General features: G+C 35.0%; 18 protein-coding genes. 14 read left to right on the top strand and 4 right to left on the bottom strand.

The features are described 5' to 3' along the window. The first annotated feature begins 19 nt into the window (after positions 1–19). On the top strand, positions 20–976 hold the full coding sequence (locus EZJ43_RS09380; RefSeq protein ID WP_133262451.1) for an L-threonylcarbamoyladenylate synthase: 957 nt from the start codon (positions 20–22) through the stop codon (positions 974–976). 18 nt (positions 977–994) lie between these two features. Here the strand turns inward: EZJ43_RS09380 and EZJ43_RS09385 are convergent, their stop codons facing one another. After that, complete coding sequence (locus EZJ43_RS09385; protein ID WP_133262452.1) at positions 995–1,927, bottom strand: LysR family transcriptional regulator; 933 nt, start codon at positions 1,925–1,927, stop codon at positions 995–997. Between the two features lie 138 nt (positions 1,928–2,065). Here EZJ43_RS09385 and EZJ43_RS09390 point away from each other — a divergent pair, with 138 nt between their 5' ends. Beyond that, the gene (locus EZJ43_RS09390; protein ID WP_133262453.1) at positions 2,066–2,347 is read left to right on the top strand and encodes a hypothetical protein; all 282 of its coding nucleotides are present in this window, start codon (positions 2,066–2,068) and stop codon (positions 2,345–2,347) included. A 14-nt stretch (positions 2,348–2,361) separates the two neighbouring features. Here the strand turns inward: EZJ43_RS09390 and EZJ43_RS09395 are convergent, their stop codons facing one another. Beyond that, on the bottom strand, positions 2,362–2,754 hold the full coding sequence (locus EZJ43_RS09395) for a YidH family protein (protein WP_133262454.1): 393 nt from the start codon (positions 2,752–2,754) through the stop codon (positions 2,362–2,364). Between the two features lie 46 nt (positions 2,755–2,800). After that, on the bottom strand, positions 2,801–3,268 hold the full coding sequence (locus EZJ43_RS09400) for a DsrE family protein (RefSeq protein WP_133262455.1): 468 nt from the start codon (positions 3,266–3,268) through the stop codon (positions 2,801–2,803). 226 nt (positions 3,269–3,494) lie between these two features. Here EZJ43_RS09400 and EZJ43_RS09405 point away from each other — a divergent pair, with 226 nt between their 5' ends. From EZJ43_RS09405 to EZJ43_RS09435, 7 genes are all read left to right on the top strand, one after another. After that, on the top strand, positions 3,495–5,156 hold the full coding sequence (locus EZJ43_RS09405) for a M1 family metallopeptidase (protein WP_133262456.1): 1,662 nt from the start codon (positions 3,495–3,497) through the stop codon (positions 5,154–5,156). A gap of 249 nt (positions 5,157–5,405) precedes the next feature. After that, positions 5,406–6,305: an AraC family transcriptional regulator gene (locus tag EZJ43_RS09410; protein WP_133262457.1), complete on the top strand. Its 900-nt coding sequence runs from the start codon at positions 5,406–5,408 to the stop codon at positions 6,303–6,305. A 64-nt stretch (positions 6,306–6,369) separates the two neighbouring features. Then, the gene (locus EZJ43_RS09415) at positions 6,370–7,200 is read left to right on the top strand and encodes an amidohydrolase family protein (RefSeq protein ID WP_133262458.1); all 831 of its coding nucleotides are present in this window, start codon (positions 6,370–6,372) and stop codon (positions 7,198–7,200) included. A gap of 44 nt (positions 7,201–7,244) precedes the next feature. Further along, positions 7,245–8,123 (top strand): AraC family transcriptional regulator, encoded by an 879-nt coding sequence (locus EZJ43_RS09420; RefSeq protein WP_133262459.1) that lies wholly within the window; start codon positions 7,245–7,247, stop codon positions 8,121–8,123. A 118-nt stretch (positions 8,124–8,241) separates the two neighbouring features. Continuing rightward, on the top strand, positions 8,242–9,738 hold the full coding sequence (locus tag EZJ43_RS09425) for an alpha-L-fucosidase (RefSeq protein WP_207924604.1): 1,497 nt from the start codon (positions 8,242–8,244) through the stop codon (positions 9,736–9,738). Positions 9,739–9,833: 95 nt separating this feature from the next. Further along, complete coding sequence (locus tag EZJ43_RS09430) at positions 9,834–12,284, top strand: glycosyl hydrolase family 95 catalytic domain-containing protein (protein WP_133262460.1); 2,451 nt, start codon at positions 9,834–9,836, stop codon at positions 12,282–12,284. A 79-nt stretch (positions 12,285–12,363) separates the two neighbouring features. Then, positions 12,364–14,568, top strand: a complete 2,205-nt coding sequence (locus EZJ43_RS09435; protein WP_165953123.1) for a hypothetical protein — start codon at positions 12,364–12,366, stop codon at positions 14,566–14,568. 137 nt (positions 14,569–14,705) lie between these two features. Here EZJ43_RS09435 and EZJ43_RS17100 read toward each other — a convergent pair whose 3' ends face one another. After that, a complete protein-coding gene (locus tag EZJ43_RS17100) occupies positions 14,706–14,855 on the bottom strand; it encodes a hypothetical protein (protein WP_165953124.1) in 150 nt (49 codons plus the stop codon). 1,134 nt (positions 14,856–15,989) lie between these two features. On the opposite strand from EZJ43_RS17100, the gene EZJ43_RS09440 reads away from it, so the two are divergent. The 5 genes from EZJ43_RS09440 to EZJ43_RS09460 are packed head-to-tail and all read left to right on the top strand — an operon-like array spanning position 15,990 to position 25,514. Next, entirely contained in the window at positions 15,990–18,968 is a 2,979-nt protein-coding gene (locus EZJ43_RS09440) for a TonB-dependent receptor plug domain-containing protein (RefSeq protein WP_133262462.1), read from the top strand. A gap of 20 nt (positions 18,969–18,988) precedes the next feature. After that, positions 18,989–20,596 (top strand): RagB/SusD family nutrient uptake outer membrane protein, encoded by a 1,608-nt coding sequence (locus EZJ43_RS09445; protein WP_133262463.1) that lies wholly within the window; start codon positions 18,989–18,991, stop codon positions 20,594–20,596. A gap of 20 nt (positions 20,597–20,616) precedes the next feature. Next, a complete protein-coding gene (locus tag EZJ43_RS09450) occupies positions 20,617–21,288 on the top strand; it encodes a hypothetical protein (RefSeq protein ID WP_165953125.1) in 672 nt (223 codons plus the stop codon). A 3-nt stretch (positions 21,289–21,291) separates the two neighbouring features. Then, positions 21,292–22,311 carry a DUF5007 domain-containing protein gene (locus EZJ43_RS09455; protein WP_133262465.1) on the top strand — a complete coding sequence of 340 codons (1,020 nt, stop codon included), beginning with the start codon at positions 21,292–21,294 and terminating at the stop codon, positions 22,309–22,311. Positions 22,312–22,346: 35 nt separating this feature from the next. Then, a complete protein-coding gene (locus tag EZJ43_RS09460) occupies positions 22,347–25,514 on the top strand; it encodes a SusC/RagA family TonB-linked outer membrane protein (RefSeq protein ID WP_133262466.1) in 3,168 nt (1,055 codons plus the stop codon). The last annotated feature ends 13 nt before the right edge of the window (positions 25,515–25,527 follow it).

Genomic DNA, 25,527 nt, shown 5'->3' on the forward strand with positions numbered 1-25,527 from the left:
AGTTAAAAATTAAATAAAATTGAACACAAATAAAGTAGAATTATCTAAAGGAATAGAAATTTTAAATAGCGATGGAATTATTGCTATTCCAACAGAAACTGTTTATGGTTTAGCCGGAAACGCATTTTCGGAAGTTGCTGTTTCTAAAATATTTGCGCTTAAAAAGCGTCCGCATAATAATCCTTTAATCGTACATATTGGTTCAATTATCGATTTAGATAACGTTGCTTTGGAAATACCAAAAAAAGCGTATGCACTGATGGAAGCTTTTTGGCCTGGACCTTTAACTTTAGTTTTAAAAAAACACCCAAATATTCCACATATAGTTACAGCAGGCAATGAAACTGTAGCCGTTAGGATGCCAAACCATGCAGTTGCCCTTGAGGTTTTAAATCAGCTAGATTTTCCTCTAGCAGCACCCAGCGCCAATAGGTTTGGAGGAATTAGCCCGACCAGTGCAGCGCATGTTGCAAACTCATTTGGTTTTGATGCGCCATTTATTTTAGATGGAGGAGAATGTGAACGTGGGTTAGAATCGACAATTGTAGGCTTCGATGGCGAAGAGCCAATTCTTTATCGCTATGGAAGCGTTTCGGCAGAAGATATTGAAAAAATTTGCGGCAAACTAAAAGTGCATAACAATGAAGAAGTAGCGCCACAAGCTTCAGGAATGCTATCTAAACATTATGCCCCAAAAACAAAAACTTTTTTGACCGATAAGTTAACCGAATTAGCAATTTCTTTCAAAGGTAAAAAAATAGGGCTATTGTTGTTTAGCAAAAAAATGGATCATATTAATTGCGAACATCAAGAGGTGCTTTCTGATCAAGGAGATTTGGCGGAAGCTGCTAAAAATTTATACGCTGCAATGCATAGGTTAGATAGTTTGGGTTTAGATTTTATTCTTGCAGAAGAATTTCCGAATGTAGGCATGGGCAAAACCATAAATGATCGATTACAACGGGCATCAAAATAGGATGTGGCGGAAAAACAATCACTTTGCTATATAATCTAAGTACCAACCGAATTTCTCATTAATAATTTTTGTTTTTTCTTGTTTTACATGTGCTAAAAACGCTGTTGCTACAGGCGAGAAACCTTTATTCTTTAACCAAATAAGGTTCCAAATAGAACTTAAAGGGAAGCCTTTTACGGGTATTATAACAAGTTCTCCGTTTAGTAATTCGTTTTTTATACCGATAAGAGGCATAATTGAATAACCTAAACCAGCTACAACGGCCTGCTTAACGGCTTCGTTTGATGTAAGCTCCATTTTCTTCTTCACATTTAGTTGATGCAGCGAAATAAATTTTTCCATAGTGTAACGCGTTCCTGAGCCTTCTTCGCGATAAATGATGGGCAATTCTTCTAAAATTGAATTTGGACTCTCATTCAGATTGTTGTCAATTTTTTCGCTTCCAATAAGGTAAAGTTTGTTTGGCATAAGTTCAATGCCTTCAACTTGTAGTTTTTCTGGTAAAACAGATACAAAAGCGAAATCTACCTCGTTTTTTTCCATACTTTCTATAACCTTAGTTTTGTTCGTTACATCCAATATAAGCTCAATGGATTGGTGTTTCTTCAAAAAATCCGACAGAAAATATGGAATAACATATTTTCCGGTAGAAACTACAGATAATTTTAATTTGCCACTCAATTGCCCTTTGTAAGCTTGTGTTTTATAATTTATGGCGTGTACTTCTGCAAGTATTTTTTCGGCAGCGATAGCAATTTCTCGTCCAAAATCAGTTACATATAGCTGTCTGCCAATTACTTCTGTAAGTGGAATTTCAAATTGATCTTGAAAGTTTTTTAGCTGAATGGAAACTGCTGGTTGCGTTAAGTGCAACTCTTCAGAGGCTTTAGTAATGCTTTTAGTTTGGGTAATTTTAACAAAAATATGGAGCTGATGTAAAGTGTAATTCATAAAAATAATTTATGGTTTCTATATCAAATATAAATGAAAATATATGAATTAAGTGATGCAAATTTGAACATTAAGATAACGGTTTGATTGGCGTTGTGGCTGCATCGTTTTACAACAAATTTATCAACTATTTAAAAAATGGAAAATATCAACAACTTCACCTTAATTCATGGAGATTTTAGCGTAAATGATGCAAAATCTTTGGTTTTAAGTTTCTACAATACTAAAATACTTTTTCACAATCAACAGCTGTCGAGAATTGCTTTAGGTATGCCAGGAGACGAAAAAGCGATAGAATTGAAAATTTTGGCACTTAAAAAAACAAGAGAAGATATTAAATTATTGCTTAACGATTCAAACTTGGAAAATCAATTTTTCGAAATCGATGGACACATCTCAATTAAAAAAATGAGCAAATAACCCTGCGCAATTTGCTAAGTTGTTCCTATCAAATAAATTAATAAAAATACACTCATCATAAAAATAAGTAGCGTGATTATTTTTATAAAAACTGTAGAGTTGTAATATACGCCTTGATCGAGTTGATTTTTTGTTTTATTGTATCGCAAAAATGAAAAAAGAATGGTTAATGCGCCTAAGCAAACCAACATAATTCCTATTTTTTGTGAATTTCCGGTTTGATGGACATTTGCTTTTGTGCCAAGTGCAAGCGCAATTTGTTTAATAAAAAGAGAAAACTTCACCACCACAAAACCGAAGCCCATAATGCCGATACTGGTCCTAATCCATGCCAAAAAGGTGCGTTCATTGGCCAAATGATCGGTTGCATTTGTTTTTTTAGGCAATAATTGAGAATCGTTTTCCATTAGGGTTTTGTAAATATAGGTTCGGGCCTAAAATAATCATTAATTATTATGGATGAACAATTGCCCAGCCTTCCGAAGATCTAATTATAATCTGTCCGTTGCCACTAGGTACAAACTCAATAAAATCGAACAACGTAGATTTTGAAATTTTTCTTTCTTTCAACGTATTTTCACATTGTAACAAATGAACACCTTTATCTCTCAATTTTTTCAGTTGGTTTTCAAAAATTCCTGTTTTATTGTAAACGGCAACTCCGGCTCCAAAAGCAATCAGTTCCATCGTTACATTATCCTTAAGTCTTGGGTCGTCTAACGCATTATTCATATTTCTTAGTGTCCCTGCAATGTGCTTTTCATCAGCAGTATTAATTACATACAAGGCTTTATAGGCTTTGTTATTCACATCAATTTTATGTTTAATTGGATCTTGAGCATGAACCGTTTTTAAGATAAAACATAACCCGAAAGCCAGGATTAGTGCGGTTAGTTTAATTTGAAATTTTATTAAATACATTATTGTTGTGATTAAATAAACTGTTTTGATTAATTGATAACGGTGGTAATTTTAAATTGTTTTGAGTATTGTGACCCACTTTCTAATCACTATTCTATTTTGTAACATCGATTCTACATCTATATTATCTTATCAATGCCAAATTTTATCTTTTTTCTTAATAAGTTTGAATCTATAACATGGATACACCATATTTACTTTTGGTTAATTAAATTTATCTCCTGATATGAAAATTACTTTCTTATTTATCTTTTCAATCTTTATATTCAGTACCTCGCTTTCTGCACAAACTAAACCTCGTGCATATACTTTGGCAGATACCTTGCGAGGAAGTATTACGCCTGAGCGTGCTTGGTGGGATGTACAACGCTATGAGTTGGATATAACGCCAGATTTTAATCAAAAATCGATATCGGGATCTAACGAAATCGTTTATAAGGTTGTTAAAAATAACGATGGTAAAACGCGTATGCAAATAGATCTTCAACCGCCTCTTATAATCGATAGTATGGTGTATAATGGAGCAACTAAATTAAACTTTGAGCATAAAGAAAGCGTTTGGTACGCTAGCGTGCCAGCTCAGCAGATCAATAAAACCAACAGTGTTAAAATATATTATCACGGTAAAGTTCATCAAGCGGTAAATGCGCCTTGGGATGGTGGATTTATTTTTGCAACCGATTCATTATCTCGCCCGTGGATGACAGTTGCTTGTCAAGGTTTAGGTGCGTCGGTTTGGTATCCTAATAAAGATCATCAAAGCGATGAACCTGATTTGGGTGCCTCAATTACGATGACGGTGCCAGATACTTTGGTGGCTGTTGGAAATGGTAGATTGGTTTTCAAAAAAGAGAACAAAAACGGCACAGCAACCTATAAATACAACGTAATTAATCCAATTAGCAATTATTGTATCATTCCTTATATTGGTAAATATGTAAATTTTAAAGGCGAATATGCGGGCGAAAAAGGTAAACTTGATTTAAATTATTGGGTACTCGATTATAACTTGAACAAGGCGAAAGATTATATGCCAGATCAGGTTACGAAAATGTTAAAAAGTATGGAGCATTGGTTTGGTCCTTATCCTTTTTATGAAGATGGTTATCAATTAATCGAAGCATCTCATACGGGTATGGAACATCAATCGGCGGTTTCTTACGGTAACCATTATAAATTTGGCTATCGTGGTAAAGATTTGCCAGGCAATGGGTTGGGTCTAAAATTTGATTTCATTATTATACATGAAAGTGGGCACGAGTGGTTTGGTAATAATATAACAACCAAAGATTTGGCCGATATGTGGGTGCATGAAAGTTTTACAAATTTTAGCGAAACGCTATTTGTTGATTATTATTTTGGCAAAAAAGCGGGCAACGAATATAATTTTGGGATAAGAAATATAGCTAACGATAAGCCTATTATAGCACCTTATGGTGTAAATGCGCAAGGTAGTGGCGATATGTACAATAAAGGCGGTAATATGCTCCAAGCCATAAGGCACAGTATGGATGATGACGAGCTTTTCCGATCTGTATTAAGAGGGCTCAACAAAACTTTTTATCATCAAACAGTTACCACTAAGCAAATTGAAGATTACTTTTCTAAAACTGCAAAGTTTAATTACAAGCAGGTGTTCGACCAATATTTAACAACCACGCAAATACCTACTTTACAATATTATACCAAAAATGGAATGGTTTATTATAGGTACACTACATGTTTGCCCGGTTTTAATTTACCACTTGTACTTGCCAAGGATGGTAAAAAAGTTAAACTTTTTCCAACTACCGAATGGAAACACATTAAAGAAGCTTTAGTAAGTGGGTTGATGGAAAAAAACGATATCATTTTTATGTATTATATAAAAGTTGAGCCAAAAAATTAAGTTTACATCGTTAATTCCGTATTGTTTAGTGTGTTAAAAATCAGTTAGTTATTGGTTTTGTAAAATATTATATGTTAAATTAATATCATATAGAAATTAGTCGAAAATTACCTCATTTTTAGCCAAAATTAGCTATTTTGAACATTATCTTAACTTAAGGTAGTCGTATTTTAACTAATAATGGATTAAATTTTGTTTTTTTCGGTTAATATTCTTACATTTCGAGTTGTAAACTAACCGAAATTGGCTATGAAAGTACTACCATTTACAATGCTTGTGCCCAATGATAAAAGTGTAATTTCTGAACATGTTCAGTTGCCATATTTTTATCAACATCTTCATAGGCACGATGAATGGCAAATTACCGCGATAGAAAAAGGAGAAGGAACGCTCCTTGCAGGCAGTGATATTCATTCTTTTAAAGCAGGCGATGTTTTTGTCATCGGTGCAAAACTTCCTCATTTATTTAAGAGTAGTCCCGAATGTTTTTTAGATCAAACTAACAAAATCAGTGCCTGCTCAATTTATTTTAACCCAAAAGGTATTTTAGCGTCACTTTTTGATTTGCCCGAAATGAAGTCTGGGAGTTCATTTTTAACTAAAAATAAATATGGATTTAAAGTGCCGGATGCGAGCGCTCCAAGCTTCACAAAAAAGATGCTCGATGTGCACTATGCTTCTGGCACGGGTACGCTTTTTACTTTTTTAAGCCTAATTAATGCATTGCAAGATATGGGCGATGGGCTTAAGCCACTTTGCTCTGATTTATATGCTGCAAACGTATCTGAAAATGAAGGCATGAGATTAAGTAAAATCATTAACTTCATTACCGAGAATTATAATAGCCAAATCACGTTAGAAGACGTAGCAAATACAGCTTTTATGACGCCACAGGCTTTTTGTAGGTACTTTAAAAAGCACACCGGCCATACCTTTGTTTCCTTTTTAAATGAAGTAAGAATTAACGATGCCTGTAAAAATTTAATCGCCGGAGGCAAAGAAGATTATATTTCTGGCGTGGCTTACAAATCGGGCTTTAATAGTGTAACTAATTTTAATAGAGTGTTTAAAAGTATTATCGGGCAATCTCCAAAAGCATATATCGATAATTACAACAATATAAGCAAAGTTACTTATGTGGGCGTGTAAAATGGCTGCTTAAGCTAATAACCTTAAACCAAGTCCTTTTATAAAGAATAAACCTTAAAACCTAATGCAAAAAATTGACAGCCACCAACATTTTTGGAAATTTGATCCAGTTAGAGACAGTTGGATTAATGAGGAAATGGAAGTCATTAAAAGAGATTTTCTTCCCGAAGATTTAATTCCGGCATTAACCGCTAATGAGGTAATTGGAACCGTGGTTGTGCAGTCTGATGTATCAGAAGAAGAAAACAAATTTCAGTTAAATAATGCCGACAATTTCGACTTTATTAAAGGCGTTGTTGGGTGGGTTGATTTTGAAAATGATAATCTCGAAGAAAGATTGGCATTTTACAGCCATTTTGAAAAGCTTAAAGGTTTTCGGCACATACTCCAAGGAGAATTGGCAAGAGACAAAATGTTACAGCCTAAATTTTTAAACGGCATTGGTTTGTTAGAAAAGTATAATTACACGTATGATTTACTTGTGCTCCCCGATCAGTTACAGTATCTACCAAAGTTGTTAGCCGCCTTTCCAAATCAAAAATTTGTAATTGATCATTTAGCAAAACCAAATATTTTAAATAAAGAGATTGACAGATGGAGTGATGACATGAAAAAAGTTGCAGCATTTGAGAATGTCCATTGCAAAATTTCTGGTATGGTAACCGAAACTGATGTTCAGAATTGGAAAAAAGACGACTTTGAGCCGTATATGGATGCTGTAGTTGATTCTTTTGGAATCGAACGTTTAATGTTCGGCTCTGATTGGCCAGTATGCCTGCTTGCAGCATCTTATGATGAGGTAGTAGAAATAACAACAAGTTATTTTTCTAACTTCTCTAAGGAAGCACAAAACAAATTTTTCGCTCAAAATGCAACAGCATTTTATAATCTTTAATTTAAGCATATAATTGTTATCAAAATATTGTTAAACTCATCAAAATGAAGCCAATTTTAAGAAAAGCAATTCCTGAGGTAGAAGATTCATTTATTGTTAGAAGAGACATTGGAGACAAAATGATAAACAACTGGCACTACCATACAGAATGCGAGATTGTTTACATTAAAAAAAGTGCTGGTACATGGATTGTTGGAGACTATGAGGGTAAGTTTGAAAGTGGTGATTTAATATTATTGGGTTCTGGTATTCCACATTCTTACCAACACGAAGAAAAATATATTAAAAACAATTCTGATGAAACCGGTGAAGCATTGGTTACGATTTTCTCACCTCAAATATTTGGCGATTCTTTTTTAAACCTCCCAGAATCTAGAGAAATAAAAGATTTGTTAGCACTCAGTAAAAGAGGAGTTAAAATTAAAAATGCTGCAAAAAAAGAGGTTGTTAAACTTATTGAGGAGATAGGTTGTGCAAAAAAAGGCAGAAAATTAATTGCGCTATTAGATATTCTGCAATGCATTACAGAGAGTAATGATTATGAGTTATTGGCAACTGAAGGATATTCAGTTCAGAAAGAAAATACAAATAATGCCAAACTGAATGCAGTTATTGATTATACCTATTCCAATTACCACAACCAAATCACTATTGAAGAAGTAGCGGTTTTAATAAATTTAAGCGTCCATTCTTTCTGTAGATTTTTTAAAGATAAAACAAAGAAAACCTACATCCAGTTTTTAATGGAAGTTAGAATAGGTAAAGCCTGTAAATACCTGCTCGAGCACGATATGAGTTCGGCAGAGGTGGGTTACATTTGCGGTTACAACAGCATATCTCATTTTAACCATCAATTTAAAGTGATGAAAAATAAATCGCCTTTGGCTTTTAAGAAAAGCTACATGGGCCTATTGGCCAAATAATGTAATTCGTTTTTAATGGAATTTGCAAGTTACAAAAACCTAATGCCAAGTTAAAATAGATTGAATTAAAAAGAAACACACAAATCAAAATTATAAGTACACTATCAGAAATTAAATTATGAATTCATTAAAAGTAAAAGTTTTATTAGTCTTTATGTTCTTCGGCTTTCAAAGTTTTGCCCAAGAACTTTTTCAACCTAACTGGAAATCGCTTAAAACCTATACAGTACCCGATTGGTTTAGAGATGCAAAATTTGGTATTTTTATACATTGGGGCGTTTATTCGGTGCCGGCTTATGGTGGCGGTGGTATTTTTGGCGAATGGTACGGGAATGATATGTATCAAAAAGGATCTGCTGCATATAAGCACCATATTGAAACGTATGGTACGCAAGATAAGTTTGGATATAAAGACTTTATTCCAATGTTTAAAGGCGAAAAATTTGATGCGGATGCTTGGGCTAAACTATTTAAAAAGGCAGGTGCTAAATATGTAGTTCCAGTTGCAGAACACCATGACGGTTTTGCAATGTACGATACAAAGCTTTCTAAATGGAACTCGGTAAATATGGGTCCAAAGCGTGATGTTATTGGAGAGTTGTCAACCTCAATACGCAAAGAAGGAATGATTTTCGGTCTTTCTTCTCACAGGGCAGAACATTGGTATTTTTACCATAATGGCCGTGATATTAAATCCGATGTTAACGATCCAAAATTTGACGATTTATATGGCCCTGCTGCTACGGGCGAAGATTCGTTATCAACTACAAAAATTAGCCCGGTATTTTTAAACGATTGGTTGCTAAGAAATACAGAATTGGTAGATAAATACAAACCGCAATTATTTTGGTTCGATTGGTGGTTGGATAACCCTAGCTTTCAGCCGTATCTTAAAAGTTTTGCAGCTTACTATTACAATGCTGGCATAGCTATGAATAAAGGTGTAGTACTTAACTATAAAAATACTGCTTTTCCAGATAGTGCTGCGGTAATAGATTTTGAACGGGATGGAGATACCAAAATTAGCAAGTTGCCTTGGCAGTCTGATGATTCGGTAGGGGATAGGTCTTGGGGATATATAGAAGACGATCATTACAAAACACCACAATTTTTAATCGATGGATTGATAGATATTGTAAGTAAGAATGGTAATCTATTGCTAAATATAGGGCCAAAAGCAGATGGTACCATTCCAGAAGTACAGCAACACTTGTTGTTGGAGATGGGAAAATGGTTGGATGTTAACGGAGAGGCAATTTACGGTACTCGACCATGGAAAATATTTGGAGAGGGGCCAGGAATGATTGCTGCTGCAGAAAAAGCGAAGCAAAATGCTGATAGCTACAAGCCAGAAGAAAAAGAATTTACAGCACAAGATTTTAGATTTACTACGAAAGGCGATGATATTTTTGCAATTGCACTTAAAATCCCAACGGGAAAAATTATTTTAAAATCATTTGGTAAAACACAACTAAAAAAGAAAGTTACAGCAATAAAACTTTTAGGAAGTAGCAAAGATTTAAAGTGGAAACAAACTAATGATGCGTTGGTGATTGATGCAGTCGGTGTTTATCCATCAGAATATGCAGCATCATTTCAAGTTGCTGTGAAATAATTTTACAGTGATCAGCAAATATTGTTTTCAATAGTAAACACACTTTGAAATTGACTAAAATAACAACGATTAAATTACAAACTAATCAATAAAACATGAAAAAAATAGCCAATTTCATAGTGTGTTTCTTTTTTATTTTCTTTGGGAATACATCTTTTGTATTGGGTCAAAAACTTGCATCGCCAGAGAGAGGATTTATAAGTTCCAAACCCGGTAAAAATTGGGAAGAAGGGCTAATTAGTGGAAACGGTACAATCGGCGTAAACGTTTTGAGCAAGCCACTAAATGACATTATTATTTTTAGTCATGCTAAATTGTTTTTGCCAATTAGAAATCCGGTAATGCCGCCAGATAATGGGGCAAGAATTTGGGAGATCAGAAATCTAATCGATAGGGGTTTATATAAACAAGCCACCGAGTTGGCTGCGCAATTTTCTGGTCAAGAAGATTTTTATGGACCCGACCCATTTGTACCTGCATTCGACATGAATATTAATATGAGCGTTGCCGGATTAGTTAAAGATTATGTGCGTGCTGTAAATTTCGAAACTGGCGAGGCTAAAGTGCAGTGGGTAGATGATAGAGGGAGGTTTGAAAGAAAAATATTTGCTTCTCGTGCAGATAGTTTGGTGGTTTTAGAATTAACGGGACCTAAAGGTGCACTTAATTTTTCATTCAACTTAAACTCCACAAAGCCAGATAGTTCTCTTGGTAAAGAAACATTAAAGTACTCCGAAAATAACTTTAAAGAGTATATAAGCAATGTAAAGCAACAAGTTAACCAAAACACTTTTATATATTCAAATAGTTTTTCAAAAGCATATCCTGGTAGTGTGCATGCCTTAGAGGGTATTGCAGAAGTAGTTTACAATAACGGAGCGTTAGCGCAGGATGGAAATTCAATCAAAATTTCAGGTGCAGATCGGGTATTGATTTTTATCAACATCGGTCTTTTATATAATCCAGCAAAATCACAACAAACAACCATCACTAATAAAATGTCTGCCTTATCAACAGATTATGATGTTTTGGTTAAGCGACATGCTGCAATTCATGGAAAAATATTCAACCGGATGAAATTGGATCTTGGTGGCGGGCAAGATAGAAAACTTACCTCCGAAGAGCTCATCAATAAATCATCGGTAGAAAACACAAACATGGCGCTTATCGAAAAAGAGTTTGATGCCGGGCGCTATAATATTCTTAGTTGTATGGGCGATAGGCCACCTGCTTTGGGTGGTATTTGGGGGGGCACGTATTCGCCAGCTTGGTCTGGAGATTATACGCATAACGGAAATGTTCCTTCGGCAATATCTAGCGTACTAATGGGCAATATGCCCGAATTAATGAGCGCATACACCAATTATATGGAATCGATAACCCATTATTTGGAAATTAACGCAAAAAATATGTTCGGTGCTCGAGGGATAGTTCTCCCTTCACGATCATCTACAACTGCTTTCAATAATGCATTAGCTAATGATTTTGCTGGTGGATTTTGGGTGGCCGGTGCGGCTTGGGCTTCTCACTACTTTTACGATTACTACCGTTACACTGGCGATAAAAAATTTCTTAAAGAACATGCACTTCCGTTCATGGAAAAATCTGTCTTGTTTTTTGAAGATTATCTTTACTTAGGGCCTGATGGAAAATACATCTTCTCGCCAACGCAGTCGCCAGAAAATACACCAAAAAATTCCGACTCGCAAGGGTCTTTCAATGCAACAATGGATATGGCTGCTGCTTCAGAGCTTATTCACAACACAATAATTGCCTCGCAAATAGCAGGCGTTAATGCTGATAAAATTGACAAGTGGAAAGCTATGCTTAAGAAAATGCCAGATTATATGCTTACTGATAATGGTATTATAAAAGAATGGTTAACGCCAAAGCTAGATAACAACGACGACCATAGGCATTCTTCGCAACTGTACGCACTTTATGATGGTATTCCAGCAGAGATAGAAAACAGTCCAAGGTTGATGACAGCCTTTAAAAAAAGTATCGAACAAAAATTAACCGCGCATTGGAGAAATAACAAAGTGAGTGAAATGTCGTTCGGTATTGTTCAGCTTGGGCAGGCGTCTGCAAGCCTTGGAGAAAAGGAGTTGGCTTACGAGTGTCTTCGTTATTTGGTAAACCGGTTTTGGCTTGGTAATATGGCTTCTATGCACAATTATCGTCGTTTATTTAATATGGATGTAAGTGGTGGCATGCCATCTGTAATGATTAAAATGTTGGCATTTGCCGATGATGGACGACTAAAAATTCTACCAGCGCTGCCAACAGAATTATCTAAAGGTTCTATAGAAGGTGTACTTTGCCGAGGACAAATAGAAATAGAAAAATTAAGTTGGGATCAGAAATCAATAACAGTAAAAATGAAATCGCAGATAGATCAAACAATCAGTCTGGTATTGCCATCTACCATAAAAAATATTACTTCGAAAAATAATGCAGTCGATATTAAAGCTGATAAAGATAATAGTAAACGCATCCACTTGCCAGCGATGAAAACTGTTGAGTTAAACATCAATCTAAAATAAGTGAAAAACTTTATAAACGTTTTAGCACTGCGATTTTTAAAATATATTTCAACACAAAAAACACACAAAAAAATATAAAATGAAAAAAATGTTTACTCATTTTTGGTCCGACTATCAATATCCGCCAGCAGTTTTAGTTAATTCGCATCAAAGTGCAACGCGTAATAATTTCCAATTACAAAGCGAAAGCAGTGTAGAAAATGTAAAAATCGGATTAGCTAAGTTTGTATTTACTTTAATTGTTTTGCTGTTTGTTAATCAATTTTGTAATGCACAAACTACACTAAATATAAAAAAAGACGCTCATTACACCCCTTCATTTTCTTTTGGAAACAAAATACTTTTAGAAACACCAAAAGAAGGTTTGTGGGCAATTGCAACAGGCTGGGAAAACGATTGGAGTACCGATTGGCATTATGCTCAGCCAGATAGTATGGTAAAAGAAGGAGATTGGACTATCCTCTTCGGTAAAATAAAACTCCCTAACGGCACTTGGCATTTAAGAGATGCATACCACAAAGAAGGTGATAAAATTAAGTGTATTAGGCGATTTGAGTGGCATAGCAATACGGAATTAGATAAAGTTACGCTAGCAATTAGATGGGCATTACCAACCTATACCGAAAAAGTATTTATGCCAGGAATTATGCATTATGGTAATCCTTCTGGATATAAAGATTGTGCTACTTGTGTGGCAACTTTTAACAAAGATGTTGCGCCTGATGCGCTGTTTGAAGAACACAGATTCTCAATGCCGTTCGTATCTGCAGAATTAATGGCTGGCAAAAAAAACTATGGCGTTTCTATACATTCTTTGCCTACGCAAGTGCCTTATGCAAATATTCGCGATCAATGGTGGTCGATGGGGGTGAGTGCTAGAAATAACACAACTGAATTAGAATTGCTATCTGGTCCTACCGCAATGAATGGTAAAAAAAGTGTAGTTAAAGCGATTTGGAATGAAGCACTTCCTTACAACAATACTTGGTTAAACATTAAACCTAACGCCATTATAGAAAAGACTTTCTATATTGAAGTCCACCCTTCGCCACAAGTTGGTTTTGCCTTTAAAAAAGCAATGGATACCAACATAGATATATTTAAGCCCTTTAATAGTGAGGATATGCCTTCTTTTAAAGAGATTATCGATTTGAAATATCAATTTGCAAATACCAGGTGGTTTCAAGATAGTAAGAGTGCTGGTTTTGGTATGTACAGATTTGACGCCAATAATCCTGCTTATGTAATGGGATGGTGCGGCCAAGCAGCTTCGTTAGGATTTGCATTGCAGGAACTAAAACCGATATTAAAAGATAAGAGGATTGATAATCAAGTGCAGCGTTCTTTAGATTTTTTAGCTACCTCTCCATTTAATAAAGATGGTTTTATGCAAAATTTTGTCGTTGCAGACAATAAATGGTCTAATCAAGACAATGTTTCTCAAGGGCAAGCCATGTATAATTTTGCTAAAGCAATTGAATCAGCAAGAAAAAACAAAAATTACAAAATTGCCAATTGGGAAACTTTTTTAAAGAAGGCATCCGACATACAAGCTAAAAGAATCCTTGCTGCAGATTGGAGGCCTATTTCTACAAATGAAGCATTTTTTATAGCGCCATTAACTTTGGCGTCAAAAATGTTTATGAATAAGCAATATGCTTTAGCAGCAAGAAAAGCGGCCGATCATTATGCTATGCGTCATATTTCTATGAAAGAACCATATTGGGGAGGAACTTTAGATGCAAGCTGTGAAGATAAAGAAGGCGCGTGGGCTGCTTTTCAAGGTTTTATGGCGATGTATGAGCTTACAAAAGAACAGAAATATTTAGATTACGCCACGCATGCAGGTTACGTTACATTTAGTTACATGGTAGATTGGGACATTACCATGCCTGCTTCTAGATTGGGTGACCATTACTTCAAATCGAGAGGTTGGACTGTAGTTTCTGCACAAAACCAGCATTTAGATGCTTTCGGCGTATTTTTTACACCTGAACTTTACAAGTTGGGTAAATACTTAAAAGATGAAAGATTACAAAAGATGGCTTTATTAATGTTTCGTTCTTGTGGACAAATGATCGACCCTTTTGGTTCTCATGGTGAACAAATTCAACAAACTAACTATGCTCAAGCAGGTGATTTAACTAATGTTTATAATTTTAGAGGCGGTTATGTAGAGCAGTGGACGGTATTCTGGTTAACGGCTCATTTTCTAAATGCCGCCGCACGTTTCAATGAAATTGACCCGCAAATTATTCAAAATCCGAGTTTTAAAAATTTTTAAATTAAATTTTAATCTCAGGTGGATAACTGTTTTATTGAAAATAATTCTTCATTGGCATTACATTTAGACTTTTCGTCATGCTGTCCCGAATTTTTCGGGATCAACATCTTTCCTGCTATAAAGACACTGAACTAAATTTAGAGTGAAGATCGTTCTAACCCAAAAAGTGCATTTAGGCTCTCGAAAGTAATATCGCATTTCGAGCGCCTATTATTAGTTAAAAGATGCACCCAGCGTTTGGATAACCCAATTGGTAATTTAATAAAATTATCAGTTGGGTTTTTCATTTTCTGAAGGTTTTTTTAAATTTATAGCAATGCTAAATACTCAATTTCATTACCAACATGGTGAGAAAAGTAGTTTCGATTAAATTCTTTCGTACGAAATGTAATTAGCCAATTGTGTTAAAAAAAGTTAAAATTTTTGAGGTGAAAATTTGTTTTTATGGTCTAAAAAATTTAAATTTAAACCTCCAAATGACTAACATCTCTCAATTAAAGAAGCTAGTGGTGAATTCTGCTAGTTCAATTGTTAATTTTATTCAGTCCATATATTCATATAAATTATAATTATAGCAGCAAAATTTTAAAAATATAGGTCGCTTTAAATTAAATTGTGATAAGGGTGTTTGCGATAACGCATTTTTCTAATTTAGCTTATATGATTTAACTGCTATTTAGATTAACAAAAGCAAGTGTAAATTAAATTGGCGCTTAACAGTGAAAGTCGTAACGTTAAATAGAATTAGTGAGGGATATTGCTCATTTCAAGGCATTTAAACCAAGCTAGTGTGCAGTTGTTAAATAGATTGTAATTTGGGTTTTACCGAGGTGAAAAACAATGAAATTAAACCAATTAATAAACGGAAACGGTAAACACAGTAGTGACAGTAAATGTTTGCGCTAATGCAAGATGGATTAATAATACTTACAAATAATTAACAAACAACCAGTAAAATCTCATTTTTGGGTAAAATTTGGTAAATTTTAGTTAAAATATGTTAAAAATGCACGATCCAAAAATCGCAATTTAGAGGTATTGAAATATGTGTTCGAAGACAGTTGACTAATCGTTGTGTTAGTTTAATAATTAGAATCCATTTTAAATAAAAAAAAATCAAAAAGTGAGTGGGACTTACTAACTAAAACCCATAAAACACTTTAACTTTTTGAAAATTTGATGAAAAAAGTGCCAAATAGTTTTTCATCGATATAAACAACCAAACAACACGCTTGCAGTAAGTAGAAAGTTTTCTGCTTGCTTAAAGCATATAAATATTGATACACAATTAAAATTAAAATATTGAAAAGACTTTACAATCTACTATTCTCGGGATTTTTAACTTCTTTGTGTGTCATAATAGCCTCCTGTTCCTTTACAATAGGCGTTTCTGAAAATTAAATATTTAACAAAGATTAAAAATGGTTAAACTTTCTTCTACTGTTAGTATTGTATTTTTTTTATTGCTTTTTGGGCTTTCAAATGCTCAAGCCAATAACAATTATACAAATACGTTAACTTTTAAGCATCTTGTTCTTCAGCAGGATACCAGCAAAAAGGATTCTACGAAAAAATCTGTAACAATAGATACTATTGGACAGATGGTACGTGCGTCTCAAAAATTCAAAACCGTTCGCGATACAATTAATGTAAGAACTTCCGCTCCGGTTCCAAATTTGTCTTTACAGCAAATTATCAAAGGCAACTTAGCTGGTGTGTACGTTCAAGAATCAAACGGAGAGCCGGGTACTGAGCAAAGTATCATTGTTCAGGGTGCTTCCAACATCATGTTCTCTAAAAAAGATAATTACGCATTGCAACCGGCTATTTATTTAAACGGTGTGCCTTTAGTTGCGGAGAATCCTTTCGCTTTTGATGTGCAACGATATGACTATAATAGAATTGGTCCAGCAACAAACCTACTTTCTCAAATCGATATTGATAATATACAGTCAATAGCAGTTGTTAAAGATCCGTTTGAACTAGCCAAACTTGGTCCAAACGCAGCAAACGGTGCAATTTACATCACCACCAAAAATGCTAGAGATGGTAAAAGAGACATTAGTTTAAATTCTTATTTTGGTTTTGTAACCGCACCAAGTACCAGTACTGTTAATGGTGTTTACGAAAATAATTTCAGAAAGCCTTTTTATCAAAAATATGCTACTGAAGAAAATTATGCAAATTCTGCCTCTTATTTAAAGGATTCTACCAATACAGCATATTTTGGTCCTTCTAATTGGAACAAACAATATTATAGTAGTTCACCAACCTTCTCGGCTGATTTGGGTATAACCGGTGGTAACGATAGGGCTAATTTCCGCTTCTATGGTGCAGGCACTAAAAATGCTGGAAATGCTGATAAAACGAGCATAGATCGCTACAATTTATTTTTCGGTATTAACATGGCGCCATTCTCATGGCTTACCGTGTCTAGTTCCGTTAATGCTGTGCGTTTAGATAGAACAAGAAATAAAAGTTTAAGAGATCGGTTCGCAGAATCAAGATATATTCCTGATTTAACTAGTCCGCTAGCTCCAAACGCAGATAATTATAGTGCATTCCTTAATGAAACGGATAAAGACGTAGATATTAATAAAACTTCGATTGTTAATGGAAACATTTCATTGCGTGCAACGGTGGGTCCAGTTATTTTATCTTCAAGCTTAATGGTTGATTATAACGAAGGCATTAGAGATTATTTTATTCCATCAACATTACAAGCAGGAGTAAGTTATATTTCAAACTATTTTGGTTTCAGTCAACGTGTTTTAGTAAACAATACGGCAGAATACACTTACAAATTTAACGATAATAACAAAATAGATTTTGGCTTGGGTCAAAGTATTCAAGGAGATACCTATAAGTATAATTATACTAGAGCTTATAACGGTCCAAATGATTTCGTTAAAATACTCAAAGTAGAAGGAGATCCCACAAAAGATAATTATTTAAATACCTATTCTAATTCTGAATTTTATATTTTTAGATATATTGACAAAGAACGTAACAATCTATTTTCTGTAAATGCATCGGCAAAATACAGTTATAAAGATGTACTTACGGTTAGTGCATTAGTAAGAAGAGATGGTTCATCAAACGGTCAGCCAGATAGTAGATGGGTAACTACACCTGCTTTTAATGCAACTTATAATTTGAAGAGTCAATTTCTTAAAGATTCAAAAACTATAAACGAATTAAGCCTTAGCGCCGGATGGGGAAGAACTTTAAGACTTTTTCAAGATGATAAGTTTGCTGCTGGTCCACAGTATAAATCGGAAAGCGGATGGTTTGAAGAACCAACAATACCAGGTTATGGTGGTATTCTTGGTATAAACAGACCATATAGCAGTGGTTTTATCGGCTATGGCATTTCACTTCCTTATGCAGATCGTACAAATATTAGTTTATCAGGATCATTCTTAAATGGACGTATAACAGGTGGATTATCTGTTTACAATAGAAACGATAAAAATCAAGTAATTGGCATTCCTGTTCCTGTAGAAACGGGTTACAGTCAAAATTACCAATCTGGTTTAGATGTTAACAATAAAGGGATAGAATTAAGCGCAAATGCTTTGGTTATTAATAGACCAAAGGCTTTGAGTTGGAGCACCAGCATCAATGCCAGTTACAATAAAAATAAGGTTGTTGCGCTACCAGGCGGCTTACAAGAACTTACTGTTGGAACTGATAGAATTACAGTTGGTCAATCATTAGGCAGTTACTGGTTATATACTAACCAAGGCATTTATAACAATCAAAGTGAAATACCAGCTGGACGAAATTTCAATGGCATTGCGATTAAAGTTGGCGATCCTAACTGGAAAGATTATAACGGCGACAATAGAATTGATGAGAAAGATAAAGTATCAACAGGTGATAGAGCACCAAAGGTAGTTGGCGGATGGGGTAACTCATTAACCTATAAAAACTTCGATCTAAATTTTAATTTAATTTTCGCATTAGGGCAGAAAGCAATTAATCAATACCAAGCTTCAAGATACGATTTCGTAAATAGCGAGGCTGGTAACGACATCAACTCAGTAAAGGAAATTCAATCATGGCAAATTTTTGATAATCAAAAAAACTATCCAATTTATAATCCTTGGAGTTCTGTTGATGCTTATAGAGCGGATCAAGATCTATTTTTGGAAGATGCATCTTATTTGAAGTTAAGATCTTTAACCTTAGGTTATGATTTTGGAAAATCAAATATTTTCAAGAAAAGCGGAACACCATTTAGAAAGGCATTTTTATACGTAACCGCAATGAATGTATTTACGATAACTAAGTTTTCTGGGCAGGATCCGGAGTTGGTTAATTACAATGGTATATACGATGGTGCGAACCTGCCTATACCAAGAACTTTTGTTTTAGGATTTAAATTGGATTTGTAAAACAACACACAATTATTGATATGAAATACTCAAACGATATAAATAAAATCTCCAAAATAATCACATTAGTCCTTATTGTGGGTGTTATAACATTTGGTAATCTTTCTTGTAAAAAAATAGATGATGAAAAATCAACTAGGTTAGCTACAGAAAGTACAAACTGGAAAACTTTTGAAGACTCACGAGCCAATTTGCTGTCAATCTATGGCTTATTGCGTTCGGCAACCGTAGCAGATAATGCGCATTGGTTAATGGGAGATCTTCGCAAAGGAGATTTTACGGCAACCACTAGGTCGGATTTAAAGGCCATCATCAATGGTGATTTAAAAGCAGAATCGCCTGTTGTAAACAGAATAACAAATTGGCGTGCTTTCTATGCAGCCATTAATGCAGCAAGTTTATTTATTGAGCGCTCAAGCGAGATTGTAAAATTAGACCCAAGATACACACCACTAAACAACAATGTAGATATTGCACAAGCAAGAATGTTACGCGCATTTGCTTATTTTTACATGGTTAGAATTTGGGGCGATGTGCCACTTGTAACTTCATCTCATGATGGGCAATTTATTACGCCACCTAGAACAAACCAAGCTACAGTATTATCTTATTGCACTAATGAGCTATTGGCAGCAGCTAAAGTTGTGCCGTTTAGATATGGCGGTACCGATCCAATTTTACCAGGATTGTACTATGGTGTGCCATGGAATGGTTGGAACGGTATTATATTTGGAAGGTTATCAGCCTACATATTATTGGCGCACGTAGCAGCATGGCAGGGTGATTATTTGAACGTAGAGAATTATGCTAAATTTGTTATGGACAATGTGCCAACGCAATCTGGTGTTGATGAGGCTTTCAATTTAGAGTACATTGATATGGGTAACTTAACAGAAAATGTTCCTAATAGCCCTTTTGCTTTCAAACGCGCTACATTAATGGTAGGCTTTCCTTTCGAACAAACAACAGGATTGTCAACCGCAAATGGGCATATAGAACAACTAACCTTAGCTAAACCCTATGTGCCTAAAGAGATACCGGAAATGTTTGTAACTAAAGACAGCATATTAAAGATTTTTACCTCGCCTTTAGATTTACGTTTTAGTATAGACCCATCAACGGGAAATTACAGAACAAACTACTTTTATAACTTCCAATCACAACGCCCAATTTTTAATAAAATTAAATGTTTTGGATCGAGTATCACCCGCAGTGATTACATGCTTTTTAGTTCTTCGCTGGTTTTTTCTCGCTTAGAAGAAATCACATTGTTAAGGGCTGAAGCATTAGCCGTATTGAATAAGACAAGTGATGCCATTGCGTACCTTAATCAAGCTTCAGCGCTAAGAGGGATTTCTTACGCACCAGCTCCAGGTCAAAATACGCCAGAAAATGCAATTGATGCAATTTTCGCTGAAAGAAGAAGAGAACTTATGGGCGAAGGTTGGAGATGGTACGATATTGTTAGATACAACAGGATCAAAAAATCAAACGGCATATTTATAACAAAAGGAAATACACCGCTAACGTTCGCACAGTTTGAAGCGCAAGGTGGTATTTACTGGCCTGTTTCTAGAGATGTAATCAGTGCTAATCCTTCAATAACACAATATCCATACTGGCAGTAGTTAATTAATCAGAAGATACAATGAAAAAAAATCAATATTTTATAAAAACATTTACACTCTGTGCAATGATACTGTTTTTTGCAGGGTGTAAAAAGAAATCTATTTACGAAGATTACGTGAATACAACGCAGAGTTTTAACGGTTCAGCTATGGCCTACTTACAGGCGCAGCCTAAAGGCACTTTCGATTCACTTTTGTTGGTCATTAATCGATTTCCAAACTTGAAAGATTCGTTAACGAACCAAAAAGTAACCTTGTTTGCACCGGTGGATAAAAGTTTTCAAGCATCCATTAAATACCTGAATATACAAAGAAAATCAGAAGGTAAAACGCCAATTTATTTGTCATCTGCTAGCGACGTTGATCTTTATTTTATGGTTAGCCAGTACATCATCAGGGGCGTTAAAACAGCCGATGATTTTTCATCTAAGCCAGATGGTGCTGATGTAGTTTCTATATCGAGTAATTATACAATGCATGTAGATTATAGAAAACTGAGTGCATCGGGTTTTGTTGGCGGTGGCGCGGCTTCGCTTGATTTTAGCGATAGCTACGGCTCTTTACTTAGGGCCGATTGGACAACAGCAACTACAGATGCAATTAATATAAAAACAACGAATGCAACTATCAATATTTTAAGTCCGTTGCACAATTTTGGGTTTGATAGGTTTATATACTTATTAGATAAATAGAATATGAAAAATATGAAAAATAAACAAATACTCTTTTTTTCATTGTTGGGTGCAACGTTAAGTTTTGCATCATGTAAAAAGAATTTGCCCGACAATAGGCTGTCCTTAGCGGACAATACGTTATATGTGCAACAAAATTTTCAGCCGGTATTGGGTAGGAATACATTGTTTGCCAATATTGTTCAATACGGAAGCTCTAGTAGGCCTTTAGATTTTAAGATTATTAATTTTAGAACTTTTGCTGGCGATCCTGCGGATGAATTGAATAAAATTTATCCAGTTTCAGTTTGGAAAAAGGCTTATGATGGTACAGAAAAATCTCTTGCAGAAATCGACGAAAAGAGAGCGATAGAAAATCATCCATTATTCGAAATTCGTCCTCATTCTGGAGAACTTTTAATGTGGGCGGCTGCAAACTCTAACACCTTAAAAACACAGCCAGATTCTGGTTATGTGTTCGATATAGAGATGTCAAACAGTGGCGGGAGGAAATACTTCCAAAATTTTAGATTGATGCCATTAAAAGAAAGAGATTTCGAACCTTCATATCTAGATCCTGTTTTAGGTCAGGGTACTTCTACTTCTGTTTTCCCGTCCGCAGTTAATATTGTTGGCGAAAGAACCGGTCAAAATCTAGGTGGCTCAGTTCGGGTACTTTTTAACAAAGTAGGCAATGGTAGAAGTATTACTTTCAAATTTATAGATACGTTATCACAGGTGATTGATCCAAATAAGTTTGCAACTACAGATTGGAAAAACCTAGTTCATGGTTTCAATATGGTTAAAACAAACACATCGGTAAAGTTCGATGTAGCATATCCAATTCCACTTACCGATTATCCAACTAGATACACAACAGTTTTTGGTGGTCAAGCCACTTCTGTTTTCAAGTTCGAGCGAAAAGGTTTTGGCGACGTATTGGAAAAGAATTTCGTAGCACTTAATTATAATATTTATAAACAAGGCGACTGGGAAGTTACAATTTGGTTTACAGGGGAAAAACCAAAATTTGACAACGACTAATAAAGATAAAGGAATCTAAACCAAAATTATTTCCAATGAAGCATTTTTACATAGCTGTTTTACTAGTTTTCGGAATACAAAGCTTAGCATTCGCACAGCAACAAATTATTGTTACTGGTACTGTTATAGACAAATCCGACAGACTAAAATCAACACTTCCAGACGTAAGTATTCTGGAAGGAACCAAGGTATTAGGTCAGACTGACCGCTTTGGTAAATTTAGAGTAACAGCCTCATCAACAGGCAAATTAACCTTCAAATATGTGGGTTACAAATCAGTTACCATTCCAATTAATAATAGAACACAAATAACTGTGTCTATTGAAGCTGATAACACCACTTTAAAACAAGTTGAAGTGAGTTCTGCTGGGTATCGCGCAACATCAAAAACGTTATCAACTGGTTCAAGTGTGGTAATCTCTGGTAAAGAACTCCAGGGACAGCCGGCTGGCGATGTAATGTCGCTTTTGCAAGGTAAAGTTCCAGGTTTAAATATTCAAAATAACACAGGTGCACCAGGCTTTAGAGGATCGGTTACCATACGTGGTATTTCTAATATTGGTATTTCTGGCTCAGGTAACTCCACTTATTTGTCACCAACTTCACCGTTATATGTAATTGATGGTGTACCGGTTGATGATAATACAAACTATTCTTACGGTTTTCAACAAGCTGGCCCAGGTACGTCTCCAGCCTCTCAAATACCACCAGAAGATATTGAGAATGTAGAGGTACTAAAAGACGCAGCAGCGACTGCACTTTACGGCTCTAGAGGTGCTTACGGTGTAATTTTAATTACCACCAAAAGGGGTAATTCTAAAGTGCCAGTTGTAAGGTATAATGGTGCGGCATTTGTGTCAACTGTGCCTCAATTAAGATCTGTTATTGGTGGTAGAGCTGAGTCTCTTTTTAAAATCAATACCATCCTACAGAACGATTCAACGCAGATTCATGCCCTTGGTTTAATTAATGATACTCCATTTTTAGCGGATAGTTTGAACGCCTACTGGAATAATTCAACAAATTGGCAATCATATTTTTACCGCACTACGTACAATCAAAACCATAATTTGAATGTATCTGGGGGTGATGTGGCTTTTAATTACAAAGTTTTACTCGGTGCATTCGATCAAAAAGGTATTCAAACCAATACAGGTTATTCTCGTTACAACTTGAATATGAATATGATTTTCAATCCATCTAGAAAATTTAGGTTAACTGCGCAACTGAACAATTCCATTCAGAAACAGCAAACGGGAAGTGGTAATGGTTTAATTAATGGAAACGTTGGCGGCACAGGTGCTCAATCTTCACTTCTACCTCCGCCATCTTTATTTTCAGCAGCAAATGGATTTTTGGCGCAACAAGTTACAGAAAATGATGGCAAAGTATTAAATACGTTTGCAACCGTTGTTGCCGATTACGAAGTTTTAAATAATCTTAAACTTAGTAGTACATTAAACTACACTTCAATTACAAGTACCAAAGATAATTTTTCGCCAGCTGTACTTAACGGCGATCAATCTCAATTTTATACTTATAATGATAAAAGTACTAAGCTTTATAACAGAACGCAGTTGCTTTACACGTATTCAATTAAAGAAGATGGTGAAGATGCACACAACTTTACAGCATTTGCTTTTACAGAAGTTAACGCTAACTTGTTTAAAGCTGATGCAATTTTAAATCAACGTGGTGTAAACGATCAATTACGTGGCCCAATCGTTAATATTAACAACTACTATACCTCGTTAGGCGGAACAATAGATTATAATGATTTTAGGTCCGTTGCTTTTGCGAGTCAGTTATCATATAACTACAAACAAAAATATATAATCGATTTGAATTACCGTGTAGATGGAACATCATCGAATGGGCCAAATGCAGGTTATAAGAAAAACCCAGCGATTGCTTTAAAATGGAACTTTGATAAAGAAAACTTTATGCAAGGATTTAGTAAATGGTTAGATTATGGCGATTTTAGATTAAGTTACGGATCTAATATTCAGCCAAATGGAACTATTTATGATGCTTATGGCCGTTATGCCGGTGGTCCGAAGTACAACGGTCAAACTACTGTATTGCAAGATTTAGGAATATTGCCGAATTTAGATTTGCAACCAACTAAGGCAACAACTTTAAATGCAGGTTTTGATATTTCGGTATTGAAGAATAAATTTACCATTGCATTTGATACGTACTACAAACAGAATGATAATATTTTTCAACCTAAACCGCTGTCAGAAACTACATCATTTGCTAGTATCGCATCAAACGAAATTAGTAATGTAAATTACGGTTACGAGTTCCTTTTAACTACCCGTCCATTAAACACTACAAGTCCGTTTAAATGGTCGTTAAGTGCAAATTTTGCAATTAATAGAGAGGTATTAGCAGCCTTGCCAGATGGATTGCGTGAGAAAATTTACGAAGACACGTCAAACCCGAATCTAGATCAGGACACTTATTTTAGATTAGGTACAAACTCACTTTCAAATTATCTATTTAATACAAAAGGGGTTTACAGTACAAATGGCCAAGTAGCAGTAGATCCAATTACGGGTTTGCCGCTTAGAGTTGGGGGTAAAGGCCTTGCTAACTATTTTAGAGCGGGTGACCCAATTTATGCGGATATTGATGGTAACTACGTTATCGATGATTTTGATAAAGTAATTGCGGGTAATTCCCAGCCCCAAATTACAGGTGGTATCAATTCGTTGGTAACTTGGAAAAACTGGAGTTTAGAAGTTAATGCTTCTTTCACTTTACAAAGAGATATTTTGAATAATGCTTTGGCACAACAGTTTTTAAATTTCAACAACCCTACTAGTTTAGGTGGTCTTTCACCTCTTTCAGGCTATAATGTATATTCATCTCCTGGTCAAGTTGCTACCTATGGTACTCCTTACGATTTTTTAAGAGCAAGGTTGATTAATCCCTTTAGATACTCGCAAACGCTTTTCCAAGAAGATGGATCTTATTTTAAGCTTAACTCCATCAAGGTTTACTATAACTTCAATCAAAAATTTACACAAAAGTTTGGTATGAATCGCGTTAGTATAAATTTAACAGCTTCAAATTTAGGTTTTATTACAAATTATTCTGGGCCTAACCCCGAGAATGTAACAGCGCTAGGTAGAGATAGTTCAGGTGGTTATCCTTTATCTAAAGAGTTTGCTCTTGGTTTAAACGTAGAATTTTAATAACAATACAATA

Origin of the sequence: Pedobacter changchengzhani (assembly GCF_004354365.1) — a bacterium.
Lineage (GTDB): Bacteria > Bacteroidota > Bacteroidia > Sphingobacteriales > Sphingobacteriaceae > Pedobacter > Pedobacter changchengzhani.